Source organism: Sorangium sp. So ce302 (assembly GCF_051530145.1).
GTDB lineage: Bacteria > Myxococcota_A > Polyangia > Polyangiales > Polyangiaceae > Sorangium > Sorangium cellulosum_B.
This window is the reverse complement of the sequence record NZ_CP150326.1, coordinates 75,595-91,271: the sequence shown is the minus strand read 5'-3', so window position 1 is coordinate 91,271 and position 15,677 is coordinate 75,595. Positions and strand designations below refer to the sequence as shown.

General features: G+C 71.4%; 10 protein-coding genes. 8 read left to right on the top strand and 2 right to left on the bottom strand.

The genetic code is table 11. The features are described 5' to 3' along the window. Nucleotides 1-102 precede the first annotated feature (102 nt). The 5 genes from WME73_RS00345 to WME73_RS00325 all read left to right on the top strand — a co-directional run bounded on the left by WME73_RS00345 (nucleotide 103) and on the right by WME73_RS00325 (nucleotide 7,049). The gene (locus WME73_RS00345) at nucleotides 103-1,458 is read left to right on the top strand and encodes a cyclic nucleotide-binding domain-containing protein (protein ID WP_437743573.1); all 1,356 of its coding nucleotides are present in this window, start codon (nucleotides 103-105) and stop codon (nucleotides 1,456-1,458) included. Nucleotides 1,459-1,734: 276 nt separating this feature from the next. Next, on the top strand, nucleotides 1,735-3,258 hold the full coding sequence (locus tag WME73_RS00340; RefSeq protein ID WP_437743572.1) for a protein kinase domain-containing protein: 1,524 nt from the start codon (nucleotides 1,735-1,737) through the stop codon (nucleotides 3,256-3,258). A gap of 8 nt (nucleotides 3,259-3,266) precedes the next feature. Then, nucleotides 3,267-4,259 carry a tetratricopeptide repeat protein gene (locus WME73_RS00335; protein WP_437914382.1) on the top strand — a complete coding sequence of 331 codons (993 nt, stop codon included), beginning with the start codon at nucleotides 3,267-3,269 and terminating at the stop codon, nucleotides 4,257-4,259. Next, nucleotides 4,259-5,944, top strand: coding sequence for an SBBP repeat-containing protein (locus WME73_RS00330; protein WP_437914381.1), 1,686 nt, complete (start codon nucleotides 4,259-4,261; stop codon nucleotides 5,942-5,944). The genes WME73_RS00335 and WME73_RS00330 overlap by 1 nt, the downstream gene beginning before the upstream one ends. A gap of 469 nt (nucleotides 5,945-6,413) precedes the next feature. After that, nucleotides 6,414-7,049: a hypothetical protein gene (locus WME73_RS00325; RefSeq protein WP_437914380.1), complete on the top strand. Its 636-nt coding sequence runs from the start codon at nucleotides 6,414-6,416 to the stop codon at nucleotides 7,047-7,049. Nucleotides 7,050-7,209: 160 nt separating this feature from the next. Here WME73_RS00325 and WME73_RS00320 read toward each other — a convergent pair whose 3' ends face one another. Together WME73_RS00320 and WME73_RS00315 are read right to left on the bottom strand one after the other, a co-directional pair. Beyond that, the gene (locus WME73_RS00320; protein ID WP_437914379.1) at nucleotides 7,210-10,542 is read right to left on the bottom strand and encodes a lamin tail domain-containing protein; all 3,333 of its coding nucleotides are present in this window, start codon (nucleotides 10,540-10,542) and stop codon (nucleotides 7,210-7,212) included. Between the two features lie 37 nt (nucleotides 10,543-10,579). After that, nucleotides 10,580-11,905 carry a hypothetical protein gene (locus WME73_RS00315; protein ID WP_437914378.1) on the bottom strand — a complete coding sequence of 442 codons (1,326 nt, stop codon included), beginning with the start codon at nucleotides 11,903-11,905 and terminating at the stop codon, nucleotides 10,580-10,582. 80 nt (nucleotides 11,906-11,985) lie between these two features. Here WME73_RS00315 and WME73_RS00310 point away from each other — a divergent pair, with 80 nt between their 5' ends. The 3 genes from WME73_RS00310 to WME73_RS00300 all read left to right on the top strand — a co-directional run bounded on the left by WME73_RS00310 (nucleotide 11,986) and on the right by WME73_RS00300 (nucleotide 15,638). Next, the gene (locus tag WME73_RS00310) at nucleotides 11,986-13,683 is read left to right on the top strand and encodes a hypothetical protein (protein WP_437914377.1); all 1,698 of its coding nucleotides are present in this window, start codon (nucleotides 11,986-11,988) and stop codon (nucleotides 13,681-13,683) included. Nucleotides 13,684-13,902: 219 nt separating this feature from the next. Further along, complete coding sequence (locus WME73_RS00305) at nucleotides 13,903-14,700, top strand: hypothetical protein (RefSeq protein ID WP_437914376.1); 798 nt, start codon at nucleotides 13,903-13,905, stop codon at nucleotides 14,698-14,700. A 200-nt stretch (nucleotides 14,701-14,900) separates the two neighbouring features. Then, nucleotides 14,901-15,638, top strand: a complete 738-nt coding sequence (locus WME73_RS00300; protein ID WP_437914375.1) for a hypothetical protein — start codon at nucleotides 14,901-14,903, stop codon at nucleotides 15,636-15,638. Nucleotides 15,639-15,677: the final 39 nt, after the last annotated feature.

Here is a 15,677-nt window from a genome sequence, read left to right as displayed (position 1 = left end):
GGTGATCCGCGGGGCGCGGGACGCGGGGCGCGCGGGGCGTGCGGGGTGTCAACCGGGCGCGTTCTTTGCCGCCGCGCAATGAACCCTGATATACACGCTTACATGGCCCTCCCCCCGGTACTCCCGGGCTCGATCCAGCAGGCGGAGTCGCCGATCGACCGCGCGCTCTCGCTGGCGCTCGCGGGAGAGCGGGACGCCGCGCTGCGCTGGGCCGCTGCGCTGGTCCGGCACGACCCGACGATGCCGTCGGCGCTCTGCCTCTGCGGGCGCCTCCTCGGCGAGCTGAACCGGCACGAGGCCGCGCGCGAGGCGTGCTCCACCGCGATCGCCCGCGCGATCGACCTCGAGAACCTGCCGCTCGCCGTGGCGGCCGCGCGCGAGAGCGAGCGCTTCGGCGGCGATGCCGGCCCCGGGCTCGACCTGATCGCCGAGGCGTTCTGCCGGGACTCGCCGCGGCTCGGCGAGGGCGCGCCGCCGCCGCCGCCCCTGCCGGCCGCCGAGGCGTTCCAGCCGCTCGCCTCCGTGCTGACCGGCGCGCTCCTGCTCAACAAGGCGACGGAGATCCTCCACGACGCCACGCGCAGGCTGGCCGCCCAGGCCGATCACCCCGGGATCGCGCCCCAGCCGGTCTTCTCGTCCGTCGGGCGCGACGCGCTCCGCGCCCTGTGCGCTGCCTTCACGCCCATCTGGGTGGCGGCGGGGACGACCGTGATCGAGCAGGGCGCCGCGCGCAGCGAGGCCTACTTCGTCGCGCGCGGGGAGCTCGAGGCGCGGCGCCGGCGCGGGGACGAGGAGATCCTCCTCGCCCGGCTCGCGAACGGCGCCATGTTCGGCGAAATGGCGCTGCTCTCTCGGGCCCCGCGCACCGGGAGCGTCATCGCCACGCGGCCCTCCATCGTGCTCGAGGTGAAGCGCGACGCGATCGACGACATCGCGCAGCGCGAGCCCGAGGTGGGCCTGGAGCTCGCGGCCTACTGCCGGGACCGCATGGTGGAGAACCTCGTCCGGATGAGCGACGTGCTCCGCGTCGTGCCCGAGGCCGACAGGCCCGCGCTCGTGAAGCGGTTCCGCACGCGCACGTTCGAGAAGAACGAGCGGCTGCTCGTCCAGGATGAGCGGCCCCCCGGCCTGTTCCTCATCGCCTCCGGAGAGGTCGCCGTCGTCCGGCGCGACGCGGCGGACGACGCCCGCGGCGAGCCGCTCGTGCTCTCGACGCTCGGCCCCGGCGACGTCGCCGGCGAGATCGCGATGGTCCTCCGCCGCGCGACGAACGCCGAGGTGATCGCCGTTCACCCCACCGTGACGCTGTACCTTCCGGCCACCGAGTTCATGGGTCTGGTCGAGGATCACCCGGCCGTGCTGGCGCAACTCTACAAGCTCGCCGTCCAGCGCGACGAGGAGACCACGAGCATCATGGCCGAGGAGGTCTCCGTGGCCGAGGACTTCGTGTTGATCTAGGGTACCGAACCGATCGAAAAATTGACGAAACGAACCACGGATGCGCGGAGGTTTTGTTGTTGTCGCTTCTGTGTCGCTGTGGTTCAAACTCTCTCTCGCGCGGCGTTCCAACCTGCTCGGTGCTCTAGCGACGTCCTGCGAGCACGCGGCGGGCGCACCGATTGACGCTCCGCGCCACGCCTCGTAGACTTTCAGTCTATCCGTTGTTCTTGTTGACCAGCACTGAACAATCACCAGCGTAGGGAAGGCCACGCGCGCACCACAGGTCCTGCGACAATGACGACGAACGCGTTCGGGCTGGAGGGACAGGTGCTGGTCGGCCGGTATCGGCTGCTCCGCCCTCTCAGCTCGGGCAGCATGGGCACCGTCTGGCGCGCGGACGATCTCACGCTGGGCTCGCCGGTCGCGATCAAGGTGCTCGGGCCTCTCTATGCGAAGGACGAGACGGTCCGCGCGCGCTTCTACCAGGAGGCGCAGGCGGCGGCGGCGCTCCGCAGCCCGAACGTCGTGCAGATCCTCGATCACGGCGTCGAGAACGACGTCCCCTTCATCGCGATGGAGCTCCTCGAGGGCGAGGACCTCGCGCACCGGCTCGAGCGTGTCGGCGCGCTCGATGCGGCCGATACGGCGCGCATCTTCGCCGACGTCGCGCGCGCCGTGCGCAAGGCCCACGACGCCGGCATCGTCCACCGCGACCTCAAGCCCGACAACATCTTCCTCGCCCGCGACGACGACCGGGAGGTGGCCAAGGTCCTCGATTTCGGCGTCGCCAAGACGCGCCTGTCCGGCAAAGAGGGCATCGGGACGCAGGCGGGCGTGCTGATCGGGACGCTGCCGTACATGAGCCCTGAGCAGGCGCAGGGCGCGACCGTCGATTACCGGTCGGACCTCTGGGCGCTCGGGGTGATCGCGTTCGAATGCGTCTGCGGCCGGGCGGCGATCACGGCCGAGGCGCCTGGCGCGATGATCCTCGAGATATGCAGTGATCCGCTGCCTGTCCCCTCGAAGGTGGCGTCTGTGCCCGTGCCGCCGGCGTTCGACGAGTGGTTCATGCAGGCGTGCAGCCGTGACCCGAACGGGCGGTTCGCCTCGGCGACGGCGATGGTCGACGCGCTGCGCGACGCGCTCTTGCCGCCCAGCGACGCGCAGGAGGGCGGGCGGGCTTCGGTGAGCTCGATCCCCGGGGGCGCGGGCACCACGTCGCCCTCCGTCCCGCCGATCTCCGCTGCGCCGCTCTCCGCCGCGCCGCTCTCCGGTCCGCCGATCTCCACCTCCCCGCTCTCCGTCTCGCCCGATGGGAGCGTCGCCTCGCCGCCGGGCCTCTACGACGAGGCCGGAGCCGACTCGAGACCTCGCCGCAGGATGCCGATCCCGGCCGTCGCGCTAGGCCTCGCGGCTTCGGTCCTCTGCGGGGTGCTCTTCATCGGCTGGCGCGCGCTCGGGGACGACCCGATCCCGCACGCACCGCCGTCCGGCGCGGCCTCGCCGCCGGGGACGCTCGACACACCGCCTGTCGCCGCCCCCGCGAACAATCCGCCGGCGGAGGCGAATTCGCCCAGGGTGGCGCCCGAGCTCGCGCCTCCCCAGGACACGACGGCCGCGTCGACCTCGACGCCTGCGCCCCGCGCCGGCTCCGCGCTGGCGGCCAGCGCTCCGGCCGCGGCCGCCTCCTCCGCCCAGACGGCGCCCGCTCGCCCGGGCAGGGCCGCGTCCTCCTCGCCGCGGCCCAGGCCCTCGTCCGCGGCCCCGCCCGCGGCCTCCAGCGCGACGCGCCCCAGGTCCGACCGCCTCGGCTTCTGAGGAGACGAATGCGCGCGCGATCGAGGGTCTCGGGCACCGCCACCATCGCGTTCGCGCTCGCGCTCGCGCTCGCGACCACCGCGCGGGCGGCCGACGTCGACCCCGCCACCATGAACGCCGCCCGGGCCCTCGCCGAAGAGGGCCTCGACCTCTTCGACAAGGGCCAGTACGCGGCGGCGCTCGACAAGTTCGGGCGCGCGGACCAGCTGATCCAGGCGCCGACGATCGACCTCTATGCCGCGCGGTGCCTCGAGCAGCTCGGGCGCCTCATCGAGGCCTCCGAGCGCTACCTGCAAGTGAGCCGCACCTCGCTCGACGCCTCGGCCAGCGATGTCTTCAAGGCCGCGGTCGCCGACGCCGGGAAAGCGTACGACGATCTCAAGCCACGAATCCCCAGGCTCTCTGTGGGGGTACGCGGCGCCCCGGAGCGCGAGGTGCAGATCACCATCGACGGCAAGCCGATGCCACCCGCGCTGGTGGGGGTCAGCCAGCCTGTCGATCCTGGCGAGCACGTCGTCGAGGCCGCGTGGGCGGGGCGTGTCGTCCGGCGGGAGGTCGCGCTGCAGGAGCGGCAGGAGGCGGCGCTCGCGCTCGAGTTCCCCGTCGGTGTCCGCCCGCCTATCGTCCTCCCCCCGCCCGCCGACCCGGCGCCGGGCACCACGCAGCGCGTGCTCGGCTGGACCGCCGTCGGCACGGGCGCCGCGGCGCTCGTCGTCGGTGGGATCACGTTCGGCATCACGAGCGCGCGGCGCAGCGAGCTGATCGATCTCGGGTGCACCGAGGACGTCGTGTGCCCGGACACGCCGAGGACGCGCGCCAGGCTGGGCTCGTACAACGACCTGCGCCTCGTCCCTGCGCCGGCGTTCATCGTGGGCGGAGCGCTCGCCGCGGGCGGCGTCGCGCTGCTCCTCACCGCACCGTCCGCGGCGGCGAGGCCCAAGGGCGCAGCGGTCCGTCCGTGGATATCGCCGTGGGGTGCCGGGATCGCGGGGGTGTTTTGATGAAACGCAACGGCTTCATGGTCCTTTGCGGCGCGCTCGGCGTGGCCGGCGCGCTGGGCGGGTGCTTCGATCAAGGCGTGCTCGTGCCGGGCGCCATCAGCGGCGGCGGCACCGCGCAAGGCGGGATGGCCGGCGTGGGCGCCGCGGGAGGCGCGGGCGGCACGGGCGGCGTGGGAGGCGCAGGCGCCGCGGGAGGTGCGGGCGGCACGGGCGGCGCAGGCGGCAGCGAGCCCTGCGACCCTTGTTATACAGGCCCCGAGTCGACCAGGGGAGTCGGCGAGTGCAAGGACGGCTGCCTGCGCGGCGGCGCGTGCGTCGACGAGGTGCTCCCCAGGACCGAGGCCTGTACGACGAAGGCGAATGACGAGAGCTGCGATCGTGTGGCGGAGTGCACCGGAGCGCACGAGTGGAGCACCCAGCTCGGAGTGAACGGCGAGCAGATCGGTTATGACGTCACCTTCGACAGGGAAGGAAACCTCCTGATCGCGGGTGCCTTCAGCACCAGCCTGGATTCCGTCGGCAGCCTGGGAGCGTTCGACGGCTTCGTCGTCAAGCTCGCGCCCGGCGGCGCGAAGGAATGGTCGAAGGCGTTCGGGGGGAACGGCTCGGATTCTTGCAATCGCGTGGCGCTCGACAAGAACGGCGGCGTGATCCTGGCCGGGACCTTCGAAAACACACTTAACTTCGACGGGACGCCGCTCACGAGCAGAGGCAGCTCGGACGTGTTCGTGGCGAAGCTCGACGCAGAGGGCGCCCTGGACTGGATCAAGACCATCGCCGGTCCGAGCGTCGATAGAGTTTACGGTCTCGCGGTGGATTCGGACGACAACATCGTCGTCGCTGGCAGCTTCACCGACTGGGCCGACGTGCTGGGCGGGCAACAGCTGGGCGGGGACCACCTGACGAGCGAAGGTGGAGAGGACATCTTCGTCGCGAAGATGGACGCCCTCGGAAACTTCGCCTGGAGCAGGAACTTCGGCGATACGACCGCTGAGGTCGCGAACGACGTTGCCGTCACGCCCGACGGAGGCGTGGTCCTGGTCGGCCGCATCGCGGGCAGGGTGAACTTCGGGACGACGCTCCTCAATGCTCAGGGCGACGACGCCTTCATTGCGAAGCTCGACGGGGACGGGACGCCGCTCTGGGCCAAGATCTTCGGCGACACCATGAGCCAGGAATTTGCCGCGGTCGCGGTGGACGCGAAGGGGGACATCGTCGTCGCGGGGAGCACCGGGGGAACGATCAATTTCGACGGAGCGCCGCGGAGATACGCCGGGGGAAGGGACGCGGTCGTCGCCGCCTTCACCGCGGAGGGCAAGCACCTCTGGAACCGTCTGTACGGGGATGCGGAAGATCAGAAGGCGCTGGGGGTGGCGGCCGACCAGGCGGGCAACGTCATCGTGGTCGGAGAGTTCGAGAGCGCCATCGACTTCGGCGCCCCGAGCCCGAGGCTCGAGTCCCTCGGCGGCAACGACGCCTTCATCGCGAAGCTCGCTCCGAACGGCGACACGGCCTGGGCCAAATCGTTCGGCGACGCGGCGGAGCAGCGCGCCCGGGCCGTCGCCGTGGATGAGCTGGGAGCCATCGCGCTGACGGGCAGCTTCAGCGGCAGGATCGATCTCGGGCAGGACCCGATGATGAGCTCCGGGGGCGCCGACGCCTTCGTCGCCAAGCTGAAGCCCTGACGGCCACCTCGCGACGAGGATCCCGCGGGGACGCGGCGGTGGCCGGACTACGGCCGCAAGTAGCCGGAATCGCTGGCTCGATCGGGGCGCTTCCGATCGCTGCCGTGAGGCGGCCCTCCCTCCGCGCCGACAGCACCGGTGTTGCCGGCGCGTGGTGCAGGACCTCCGTCGGACCAGGGGACGCATCGAGGTCCGGTGAGCGATCCATGCACCAGAACAAGTGATCCACCCGGATCTCGCGCGACTCTCCTCGGGAGCGCCTCGTGAGTCCTCGTTTTGCGGTGTGAGTCCTCGTTTTGCGGTGCGAGCCACCGCTTTGCGGTGTGAGTCCTCGCTTTGCACCGCTGTTTGCTTCACGGACGATGCACACGGTGCCAAGTCGGGGCGCGCTCACCTGGCACCACACTTGCTTAGAGGCCCCCCACTTGCTTAGAGGAGGAACGGCTCACGCAGGAGGAGGTCGCGCGCGATGATGAACACGCAACAAAGCCCGGGAGTGCTCTACCAGGGGACCAGAGGGCCCGCCAGCATCGCGCCGGTGGCTGCCAGCGTGCCGCCCATGTCGGCCTCGGGGGACCTTGAACGCGAGCTCGAGGCGATCGCCCAGGGCGTGCGGCAGAAGCGGCGGGGTCGGTTCGTGTTCGGGGTGGGTCTGGTCGTGGCGGCCGTGGCCGCGGTCGCGGTGACCACCTTCGCCGGCAAGGTGAAGGTGGCCGAGGCGGCTCAGGCCGAGGCGGTGGCCGCCCGCGTCGCCGAGCAGGACAGGATCGCGCAGCTCAACCTCCAGCTCGACGAGCGCAACCGGAAGATCACCGAGCTTACCCTCGCGCTCGACGCCGCCAAGAGCGACGCTGAGAAGGCGCAGAAGGCGTTCTCCGATTACAAGGCGACGGAGGCGACCAAGGCGCTGGCGCAGGGCGAGGACGTGGCCGACACAAAGACGTCGACCACCAAGGCGGCCGCAACCCTCCGCGGCCGAGCGGCGACGTCCGGCAAGGCGGCGCGGGGCGCCAGCGCGGCGCGGGGCGCCAGCGCGGCGGCGCCGGCCAAGAAGGGCGGAAAGTGCGTGTGCAAGGCGGGCGACCCGCTCTGCGGTTGCCTGTGAGCGCCCGCTCACGGCCCATTCCTCCTTGATTCTCTTCACTCTCTCCGGACACAGCTGACAGGACGAAGACACCGGCGCGCGCGGCGCGGACCGCGTGGCGCCGGGCGAACGGCGGGCGTCGAGGTGCGCTGCGCTGAAGAACACGGCGTCTCGGCCGGGCTCACGGCACGTTCGCCGCACCAGGGGTGATCGTCGCGGAGAGCGCCCAGTCGGCGGCGGCCCGGTTCGTGTCCGTCCCGTCGGGCAGGCGGCAGAGCGAGCCTGCCGCCATGCCGCCGTCCGCCACCGTGGCCGGCAACGCGTCGCCTTCGACGAGGCTCACGCTGGCGCCCCCGATCGTGACGGCGGTGATGCTCCCCTCGTAGGAGAGCGCGTCGATCACGGCCCCTGTCATGGTGTTCATCAGCGCGATCCCGTCGGAAGCCCCGTTCTGCATCCGGTCGGTCTGCGCGCCCGAGAAGGCGATCGTCACCGCACCTTCCGCCACGACGCCTGGCATGGTGTCGGTGCCGACCACCGCCGTGCTGCCGACGACGAGGTACTGGCCAGCCGCGAGCGTACCGGCGGAGCCCAGATCGAGCGTTCTGTAGGCGGAGGGCGCGCTGCTGGATCCATCGACCAGCACGAGCGCATGGCCCGTGAGATCCACGGGCGCGCCGGCGCCATTGTAGATCTCGATGAACTCGGCTCCATCTCCGCCAGGCTGATCGTAATCCACCTCGTTGATCACGAGCCCTGCCGTCGCGGCCGCCGCCCCGAGGGTCGTCACGAGATCATCGACGCCGCGCGGCTCGACCTTCGCGTCGTGGTTCCGGTAGGTGAGGATGCCGCGGATGCTCGCGAAATGCTGGCCTTCCGCCGGGAAGGGGCTGGACCGGTACAGGAGGTCGTCCACGCGCAGATCGCCTGTGACGACGAATTCATGAACCATCGTATCGAGCCCGATCACCGTGACGTCCTCCACCTCGACGAGGACCCCCTCGAGCTCGGCGGTGCGCGCGCCGCCCGCCGCGATGTCGGCCGGCGCGACGGGCGCCGGCGCCGGCGCCGCCTCGCCGAGCGACGCGATCACCTCGACCACGGCGGACCCGAGCTGGATCTGCCCGAAGTAACTCGCGATCACCGCGCTCGTGATCCGCACGCGATCGCCGACCAGCACCGTGTTCTGCGGGCTGTACACGTAGACGCCGGAGTGCGCCGGCCCCGCGTACCCCGGGTCGCCCGGCTTCGCCTGCACGAAGAAGCCGCTCGCGTGCTTCCCGGTCACGAGCACGTTCTCCAGGGCCACCGTCTCGCCCTCCGCGCGCGTGCCGTCCTTGATATCGTAGATCGCCACCGTGCAGCCCAGGGCCCCTGGGTTCGCCTGGTCCGGGCACAGGTCGCACGGGTCGCCCTTGCCGTCGCCGTCCGCGTCGGCCTGGCCGGGGTTCTGGAGGTTCGGGCAGCTGTCCGCGCCGTTCGGCGCGCCGTCGTTGTCGGCGTCGTTCGGGTCCGGCGGCGAGCAGAGCGTGCTGCCCGCGTCGAGCGGGCACGCGTCGCAGGCGTCGCCGTCGCCGTCGCCGTCGAAGTCGGCCTGGACCCCGTCGTCGAGCGGCCGGATCGGGTTGAAGACGCTCGGGCAGTCGTCCGCGCCGTTCTCGATGCCGTCGCCGTCGAGATCCGCGTCCGTCGGCTGCCCGGTGTAGACAGTCGAGCCGTTCACCGAGGCGTTCAGGGGCGCGCTCTCCGCGCGCGACGGGGTGCAGAGCGGCTCGCCCTCGGGCTCGCCGCAGAAGAAGGCCGGGTAGATCTCGCCCGCCTGCTGCTCGAGGTCCTCCAGCGTCATCCCGATCTCGTCCCGCAGACAGACCTGCTTCGACACGCCGCACACATCGACCGCGTCGCAGGCGCCCGCGCCCCGGACCGCGGACACCACGGCCGCGTCGCCATACAGGACCTTTCCGCCGCGCATCACGAGGACGACGTCCTCGGGATCGGCGGTGACGACAGCGCGGTGGCCTTCGCGCTCTCTGCCGTCGAAGATCGCGATGTCGGCGACCTTCCCCGTGGACAGCGCGCCGATCACGTCGTCCGTCGCGGTGACCGCGGCGGCGCTTTCGGTGACCATCCTCCACAGCTCCTCATCGGTGAAGAAGCCGTCGTAATACGCCTCGTTGAGCGCCGCCGCGCACCGGAGCTCCCGCAGGAGGTTCATCGATCCGGTCGCGATCCAGTCGGTGCCGAGCGCGATCTGCACCCCGAGGCGGGCGGCGGCGGTGACCACGGCGGTGTCGCCGTAAAGCGTGATGTTGGAGCGGGGAGACCAGATGAGCGCCGTGCCCTCCGCCGCCATCGCCGCGTAGTCGGGCGCGGTCAGGCCGATCCCGTGGATGAACGCGCTCTGCGGCTCGAGCACGTCGTTCGGCTCCGCCTTCAGGCAGACGAACTCGTTGCGCGCCGACGCATCGATCCCCTCGGCGACGTGCGGGCAATAGGCGTCCTCTCCCTCGACGTCCTCCCCTGTCACCATGTCGGCCGAGTAGCCGCAACCGCTCACGAGCTCGCGGCCGCCCGTGTCGTCGAGCGGGAACGTGTCGAAATGGACCGCGTTCTGGCCCAGGCCCTCCTGGTCGGCCCGGTCCAGGTTCCGGAGGAGGCCTGGCGCGCTCCCCGAGCCCACGATCGAGGTCGCGCCGCCCATCAGGAAGCGGAGCTCGCCCCAGCGGATCTGCGCCTGGTCAGCCATGCCGGGCGTGTCGATTCTCGTGTGCTTGTTGTTGCCGGTGCGCCAGTCGTGCCGGTGCTCATAGCGCTCCTCGGTCGGGGTATACGGGCTGTTTTGCGTGTACGTGATGTGATCATGCGTGTTGATCAGCGCCGGGGAGACGACGCCGGTCGGGCACATGATCTCCGTCGCGCCCGCCGCCTCGCAATCGCAGCCGACGCACGCGATCGCGCCGCGCTCGTCCACGAGCACCCGCCCGCCCCGGTACACCCTGCCCGGGGCCAGCACGACGCCCCGGATCAGCGTCGCGCCCGCGCCGGCAACGACCTCGCACGTCCCCTGCGCGAGCGGCAAAAGCTCCTCGCAGACGGTCTCCTCGGCCGGCGTCTTCGTGCAATCGACCTCGCAGCCGTCGCCCGTCGCGACGTCCCCGTCGTCGCACTGCTCCCCCGGATCGATGGCGCCGTCGCCGCAGCGCGGGGGCGCCTCGATCTCGCACGCCGCCGAGCAGCCGTCCCTGGCCGCCGTATTGCCATCGTCGCACGCCTCGCCCGCGTCGAGCGCGCCGTCGCCGCAGCGGGGCGCCGCTGGCTCCTCGCGCTGGCACGTCGGCGAGCAGCCGTCGCGCTCCGCGGTATTGCCGTCGTCGCACACCTCGCCCTCGTCGACCACGCCATCGCCGCAGACGCCGAAGCGATCGCCCGCGCCGTCGTGCCCGCAACCGGTGAAGAGCAAAAGGCCGACGTGCACGGCCATCCGCCGCGCGAAGCGCGCCGAGCTGTGAGGCATGCCTCACCTGTCGGCGACGAGAGCGCTCGAGTTGCCTTCAAATGACGCGGCGGCAGCGCACCATCGCGATCGCGCCGATCGCGAGCAATGTGAGCCAACACACATCTTGCCGCGTTCCGCCTCCGCTGGTTGCGCCCACAGCATAACTGCAGGAGCTCGCGCGCCGCTTTCCGTCGATCGGCCGCCCCACCTGTCCGCTGCTGCCGGGCGGCGAGCCGGCAGCAACACCGCCGCCGCTCGATCCGCTCCCCCCGCCGCCGCTCCCCGTCCCCCCTCCTTGCTCCGTCGGCTCGCAGTTGTCGGCGGACTCGCTGAACGCGGCGAGCGCGAGCTTTTCCACGCCGACCTCGTCGACGAGGCCGAAGGGCTGCTCGTCGAGCGGCGCGTCCTGGAAGCTGGCCCAGACCACGCCGGCGACGTCGTCGCGCTCCGAGAGCAGCTCGAACGACGTTGTCAGGTTCGCCGCCTGGAGCTCCTCGCCGGCGAGCGCGCTCGACCACGCCATCCCGGTCACCGCGAAGGGGCTCTCGTCCCCCTCCTCGTCGGCGAGGTCGCGCAGCGCGTCGAGATAATCGTTGAGCGTCACCGGATCGACCTCGGTGCTCTGATGGAAGAACAGCTGTTGACCGAGGCGAGACCACGGCGTCCGCTGGCCGAAGCGCGCCTCGAGATCGTCCCACGCCGGCTGCGCGTAGAGCTCGCGCAGGTAATCGACCCCCGAGAACGGCGCGGCCGCGTCGTCCGAGGCGAGCAGGCCGCCCGTGGTCAGCGACAGCGCGTCGACGTTGAAGAGCGCCTCGTTGCGGATGCGGATCTGGGCGAGGATCTGCGCGAGCACCCGGGGCAGGATGAAGGTGCAGCCGGCGTGCTCCGGGTCGAGCGCGGGGTCGGGGAGCTCGGAGCAGTTCGGCTGACTCCAGATCTCCCACTGGACGACGTCCCCGGCGTACCTCGTCATGAGCGCCTCTGCCGTCTCGGCGAACGCCTTTACGTACGCGTTGTCGCCGTCCCGGTCCGGATCGTCATTCCAGACATCCTGTCCTTCTCCGATCGTGCGGTGAGAGAGGAGCCCGACCGGCTCGAGGCCCGCGGCGCGCGCCGCGTCGATGATGGCGTCGTACTGCTCGAGCTTGTCGTCGTCCCACGCCTCGGCGTCATCGAGCAGGAACTCGACGCGCACGGCGCCGGCGCCCGCCCGCGCGAGCCGCTTCGCCTGATCGTCGTCGAGGATCACCTCCCCTGCGTCGACGGGCGCCCCTGGATCGATGCCATAGAAACCGCACGGCACGCCTCGGGCACCGAGCGCCGGGGGCGTGACGAGAAGCGCGGAGGAGGCGGCAAGAGCGACAATGACTGCACGCATGTCGCGAGGATAGCTGGGATGAGCGCCTCGACCAAGAAACGACCCCGACATGAACCATCCATGGTAGGGAGAGGCTTCACATGGCTTTCCTGGAACCGGAAGAAGCAGAGCACGGGCAACTCGGGGTCGCCCCTCCGAGCGACGAGGCCGACGGCGACATGGAAGCGGCGGGCGACGGCGTCGTCGAAGGCGCGCCCCCGGCCAGACGCTTGCGCGACTGGCTGCGAGGCGCGCCGCTCTCCGAGCGCCTGCACCTCGCGTTCGGCCTCGTCTTGCCGGCGTTCCTGCTCGTCGTGAACATGGTGCGCGTGCGCTCGTTCACGATCGACGACGCGTACATCTCGTACCGGTACGCGCGCAACTTCGCCCGGGGCCTCGGGCTCGTCTACAACGCCGGCGAGCGCATCGAGGGGTACACGAACTTCCTCTGGACCGTGCTGCTCGCGGGCGGCATCAAGCTCGGCCTCGACCCCGACGTCGTCGCCAAGGTGCTCGGCGGGCTCGCCGCCTGCGGCTCGCTCGGCGCGCTCTACCTCCTCTCGGCCCGGCTCCGCCCGCACGGCGCGGTCCCTTGCGTCGCCACGTGGCTGTTCGCGAGCTCGATCGTGCAGAGCGGATATGCCGTCTTCGGCCTGGAGACGCCGCTGTTCGTCCTGCTCGTCCTCGCGGGCACCGAGATGATGTTCCGCGAGCGCGACCGGGGGACCGGCTTCCCGTATTCGGGCCTCGTCTTCGGGCTCGCTGGCCTGACGCGCCCGGAAGCGCCGTTGTTCATCGGCATACCGATGCTCTTCCTCGGCCTGCGCTTCTTCGGGCGGCAGAACCTCCTCCGCGGCGTCGTCTTCGCCGCGCCCATCGCGTGCCACATGCTCTGGCGGCACAGCTACTACGGCACGTGGCTGCCGAACACGCTGAGCGCCAAGACCGGCAGCCTCGCCGAGCAGCTGGCCGGGGGGCAGCGCTACCTCGCGGAGTACGCGGAGCACACGTGGCCGGCGCTGCTGCTCGGGCTCTTCGGCCTCTGCGTGGCGATCGTCGCGCGCCACCGCGACGCGCTCTGCGTCGCGGCCCTCGCGCTCGCGGTGGGCGGCTACGTGCTCCTCGTGGGCGGGGACTGGATGCCGTACTACCGCTTCATGAGCCCGTTCGAGCCGTTCTGCTTCCTCCTCGCGGGCCTCGGCGCGCGCGCGCTGCTCGAGCCGCTGCTCGCCCAGCTCTCGGCCCGCGCCGCGGACGCGCCCGAGGGCGGGGCGATCGCCCTCGCCGCGGGGGCTGGCGTGCTCGCGCTCGGCTGCCTCGTCGCGCTGGGCGTCTTCCGGGCGCAGCGGATCGAGCGCGCCCAGCACCGGATCCTCGACGACGAGAAGCGGTTCTGGGACAGCGCCGCGGGCGGCGTGGCCAACTGGTTCAAGGAGCACGGCAAGCCCGGCGAGGTCGCCGTGGGCGACATCGGGTACATCGGGTATGTGACCGACTACCCGGTGCTCGATCTCCTCGGCCTCGTCGATCCCGTGATCTCCAAGCTCCCGGGCGGCTACACGCGCAAGACGGGCCCCGGCTACGTGCAGCACGTCTTCGACAAGATGCCGCGCTACTTCGTGTTCGTCGGCGGCGCCGACACGTGCGACAAGCTCCCGTTTCCGGCGCAGGAGAAGCTCCGCAAGGACCGGCGTTTCCGGGGCGTGTACGAGGTGGCCGGGATGGTGCGCCACAGCAAGAACGGCTACTGGTGCGTCTTCGAGCGGCCGGACGACGCCGCTCCGGCCCCCGCGCCCTGAACCTCGCCGCGAAGCGGCGAGGTTCGCCACGATAGCCGCACCTCGCCGCGAAGCGGCGAGGTTCGCCACGATAGCCGCACCTCGCCGCGAAGCGGCGAGGTTCGCCACGATAGCCGCACCTCGCCGCGAAGCGGCGAGGTTCGCCACGACAGCCGCGCCTCACCGCGGGCGCGCGCGACCCCACCGCAGCTCCGCGAGGTTTGCTAGCATCGCCGCCCCATGCCCTGGCTCTGGTACGTAGGTCCCTTTGCGTTGCTCGTCGTCTGGTTCCTGACCGGCTTGCGCGGTCGGCACGAGGCGCGGCGCGACCGCGAGCTCGCGCGCTGGCGCGCCCTGATGACCCCCGAGGCGGCCCCGGCCCGTCCCGGCGCGAAGCCGGGCGGCCGAAAGGCCGACGCCGGCGGCGACGGCCCTCGTCCGGTGCGCTCGTTGCCGTCCAGCCTCGCGCACACGCTGCAGGAGACGGGCGGCGGCGCGGTCCTCGCCCGCTACGAGCTCGTCCCGAAGCTCGCCTACGTCGCGGTCGTGGGCCCGGACGCGAAGAACGGCAGCGAGTACCAGGTGGTCCTCACAAAGCTGGCCAAGGCCGGGCCCCGGCTCACCGTGTGCCCGCTGCCCATCGTCGATGGCAGGCGTGCCCCCAACACCGGCGTCCAGTTCAAGAAGGACCCGGAGTTCATGGAGCAGTTCCTTGTCGAGGGACCCGAAGCGAAGGCCATCGGCCGGTGGCTCTCGAAGAGCATCCGCGACGCCCTGCTCGACTTCCCCGACGCGTGGCTGTTCGTGCAGGATCGCGCCATGGCGCTCGCCGTGTACGGCCCCGTCGACGCCGACCGCATGGAGGAGCTCGTCATCGCCGCTGACGCGATCTTCGCGGAGCACGGCAACGAAGGCGCTCCCTCCCTGCTGTTCGATGGCAACGTCGACGCTGACGACGACGAGGACGAGGAGGAGGACGACGACGAGGAGGAGGACGACGACGAGGAGGCCGCGGGCGCCGAGGGTGCCGTTCGATAACCACGGCCGAGCCGAGCCATGGTAATCCTCGCAGGTGGGCCTGATTGAACGCGAGATCGCTGCTCTCCTCCGCTCTCCTGCTCTCGCTCTGGCTCACGGCACCCCCTGCCGCTCCGGCAGAAAAGAACAGCTGGGCTAAATCCCAGGGATCGCGTGCGGAGCTCGAGCTCGACGTCCTGAGCAAGTCGGCCTCATGGGCCATGGACGATGTCACGTCCGAGGTGAGCACGTTCGGGCTGACCTTCGATCTCCGAGGTCAGCTCGAGTGGTTCGGCCGGCTCCACCTCGACGTGGATCTCCCGCTCGCTTATGGCGACGTCTCCGCCTCGTTCCGGTCCACCCGGCTCGGCGTCGACGAGAGCAGCAGCGCCGGCAGCCTTCTCTTCGGCAACCCCACGGTCGGCGCCCACTATGCGCGCGCCCTCTCGCGCAAGCTCACCGTCTTCGGCGGCGGCGCGCTCTCGATCCCCGTCCTCAGCGCCCCCGACGCCGACGCCCGCGCCACGCTGCAGGCGACCGCCCCCGCGCGCGCGTCCTTCGACCTGCACCGGCTCACCGCCGGGCACCTTCCCCTGAAGGTCCGCGGCGGCGTCGAGGCGGAGCTCGCCGCGCGGCTCGTCTACCGCGCGGACACCGCGGTGATGTTCGCCCTTCCGACCAGCAAGGCCGGCGTCGAGCTCGTGGTCGAGCAGGGCGACGAGCTCGAGCTGCGCGGCCGAGGCCCCTACGGCGGCGGGCTCCGCCTCCAGGCCGCGCTGACGCTCACCCGCGACGACAAGATGCAGCTCGCGATGGAGCCGTTCTTCACCTACACGCTGAAGCAGCCTGGCTACTACGCCCGGGCAGGGCTGCTCGTGGCGCTCGACGCGCCGCTCGGGTTCGGCCTCGCCGAGGACAAGGTCGCCACCCTGCGGCTCGCGGCCGGCCGCAGCTTCTGACCGCGTCGCCCGCCGCCGCGCCGCCCGCGCCGAGCCAGA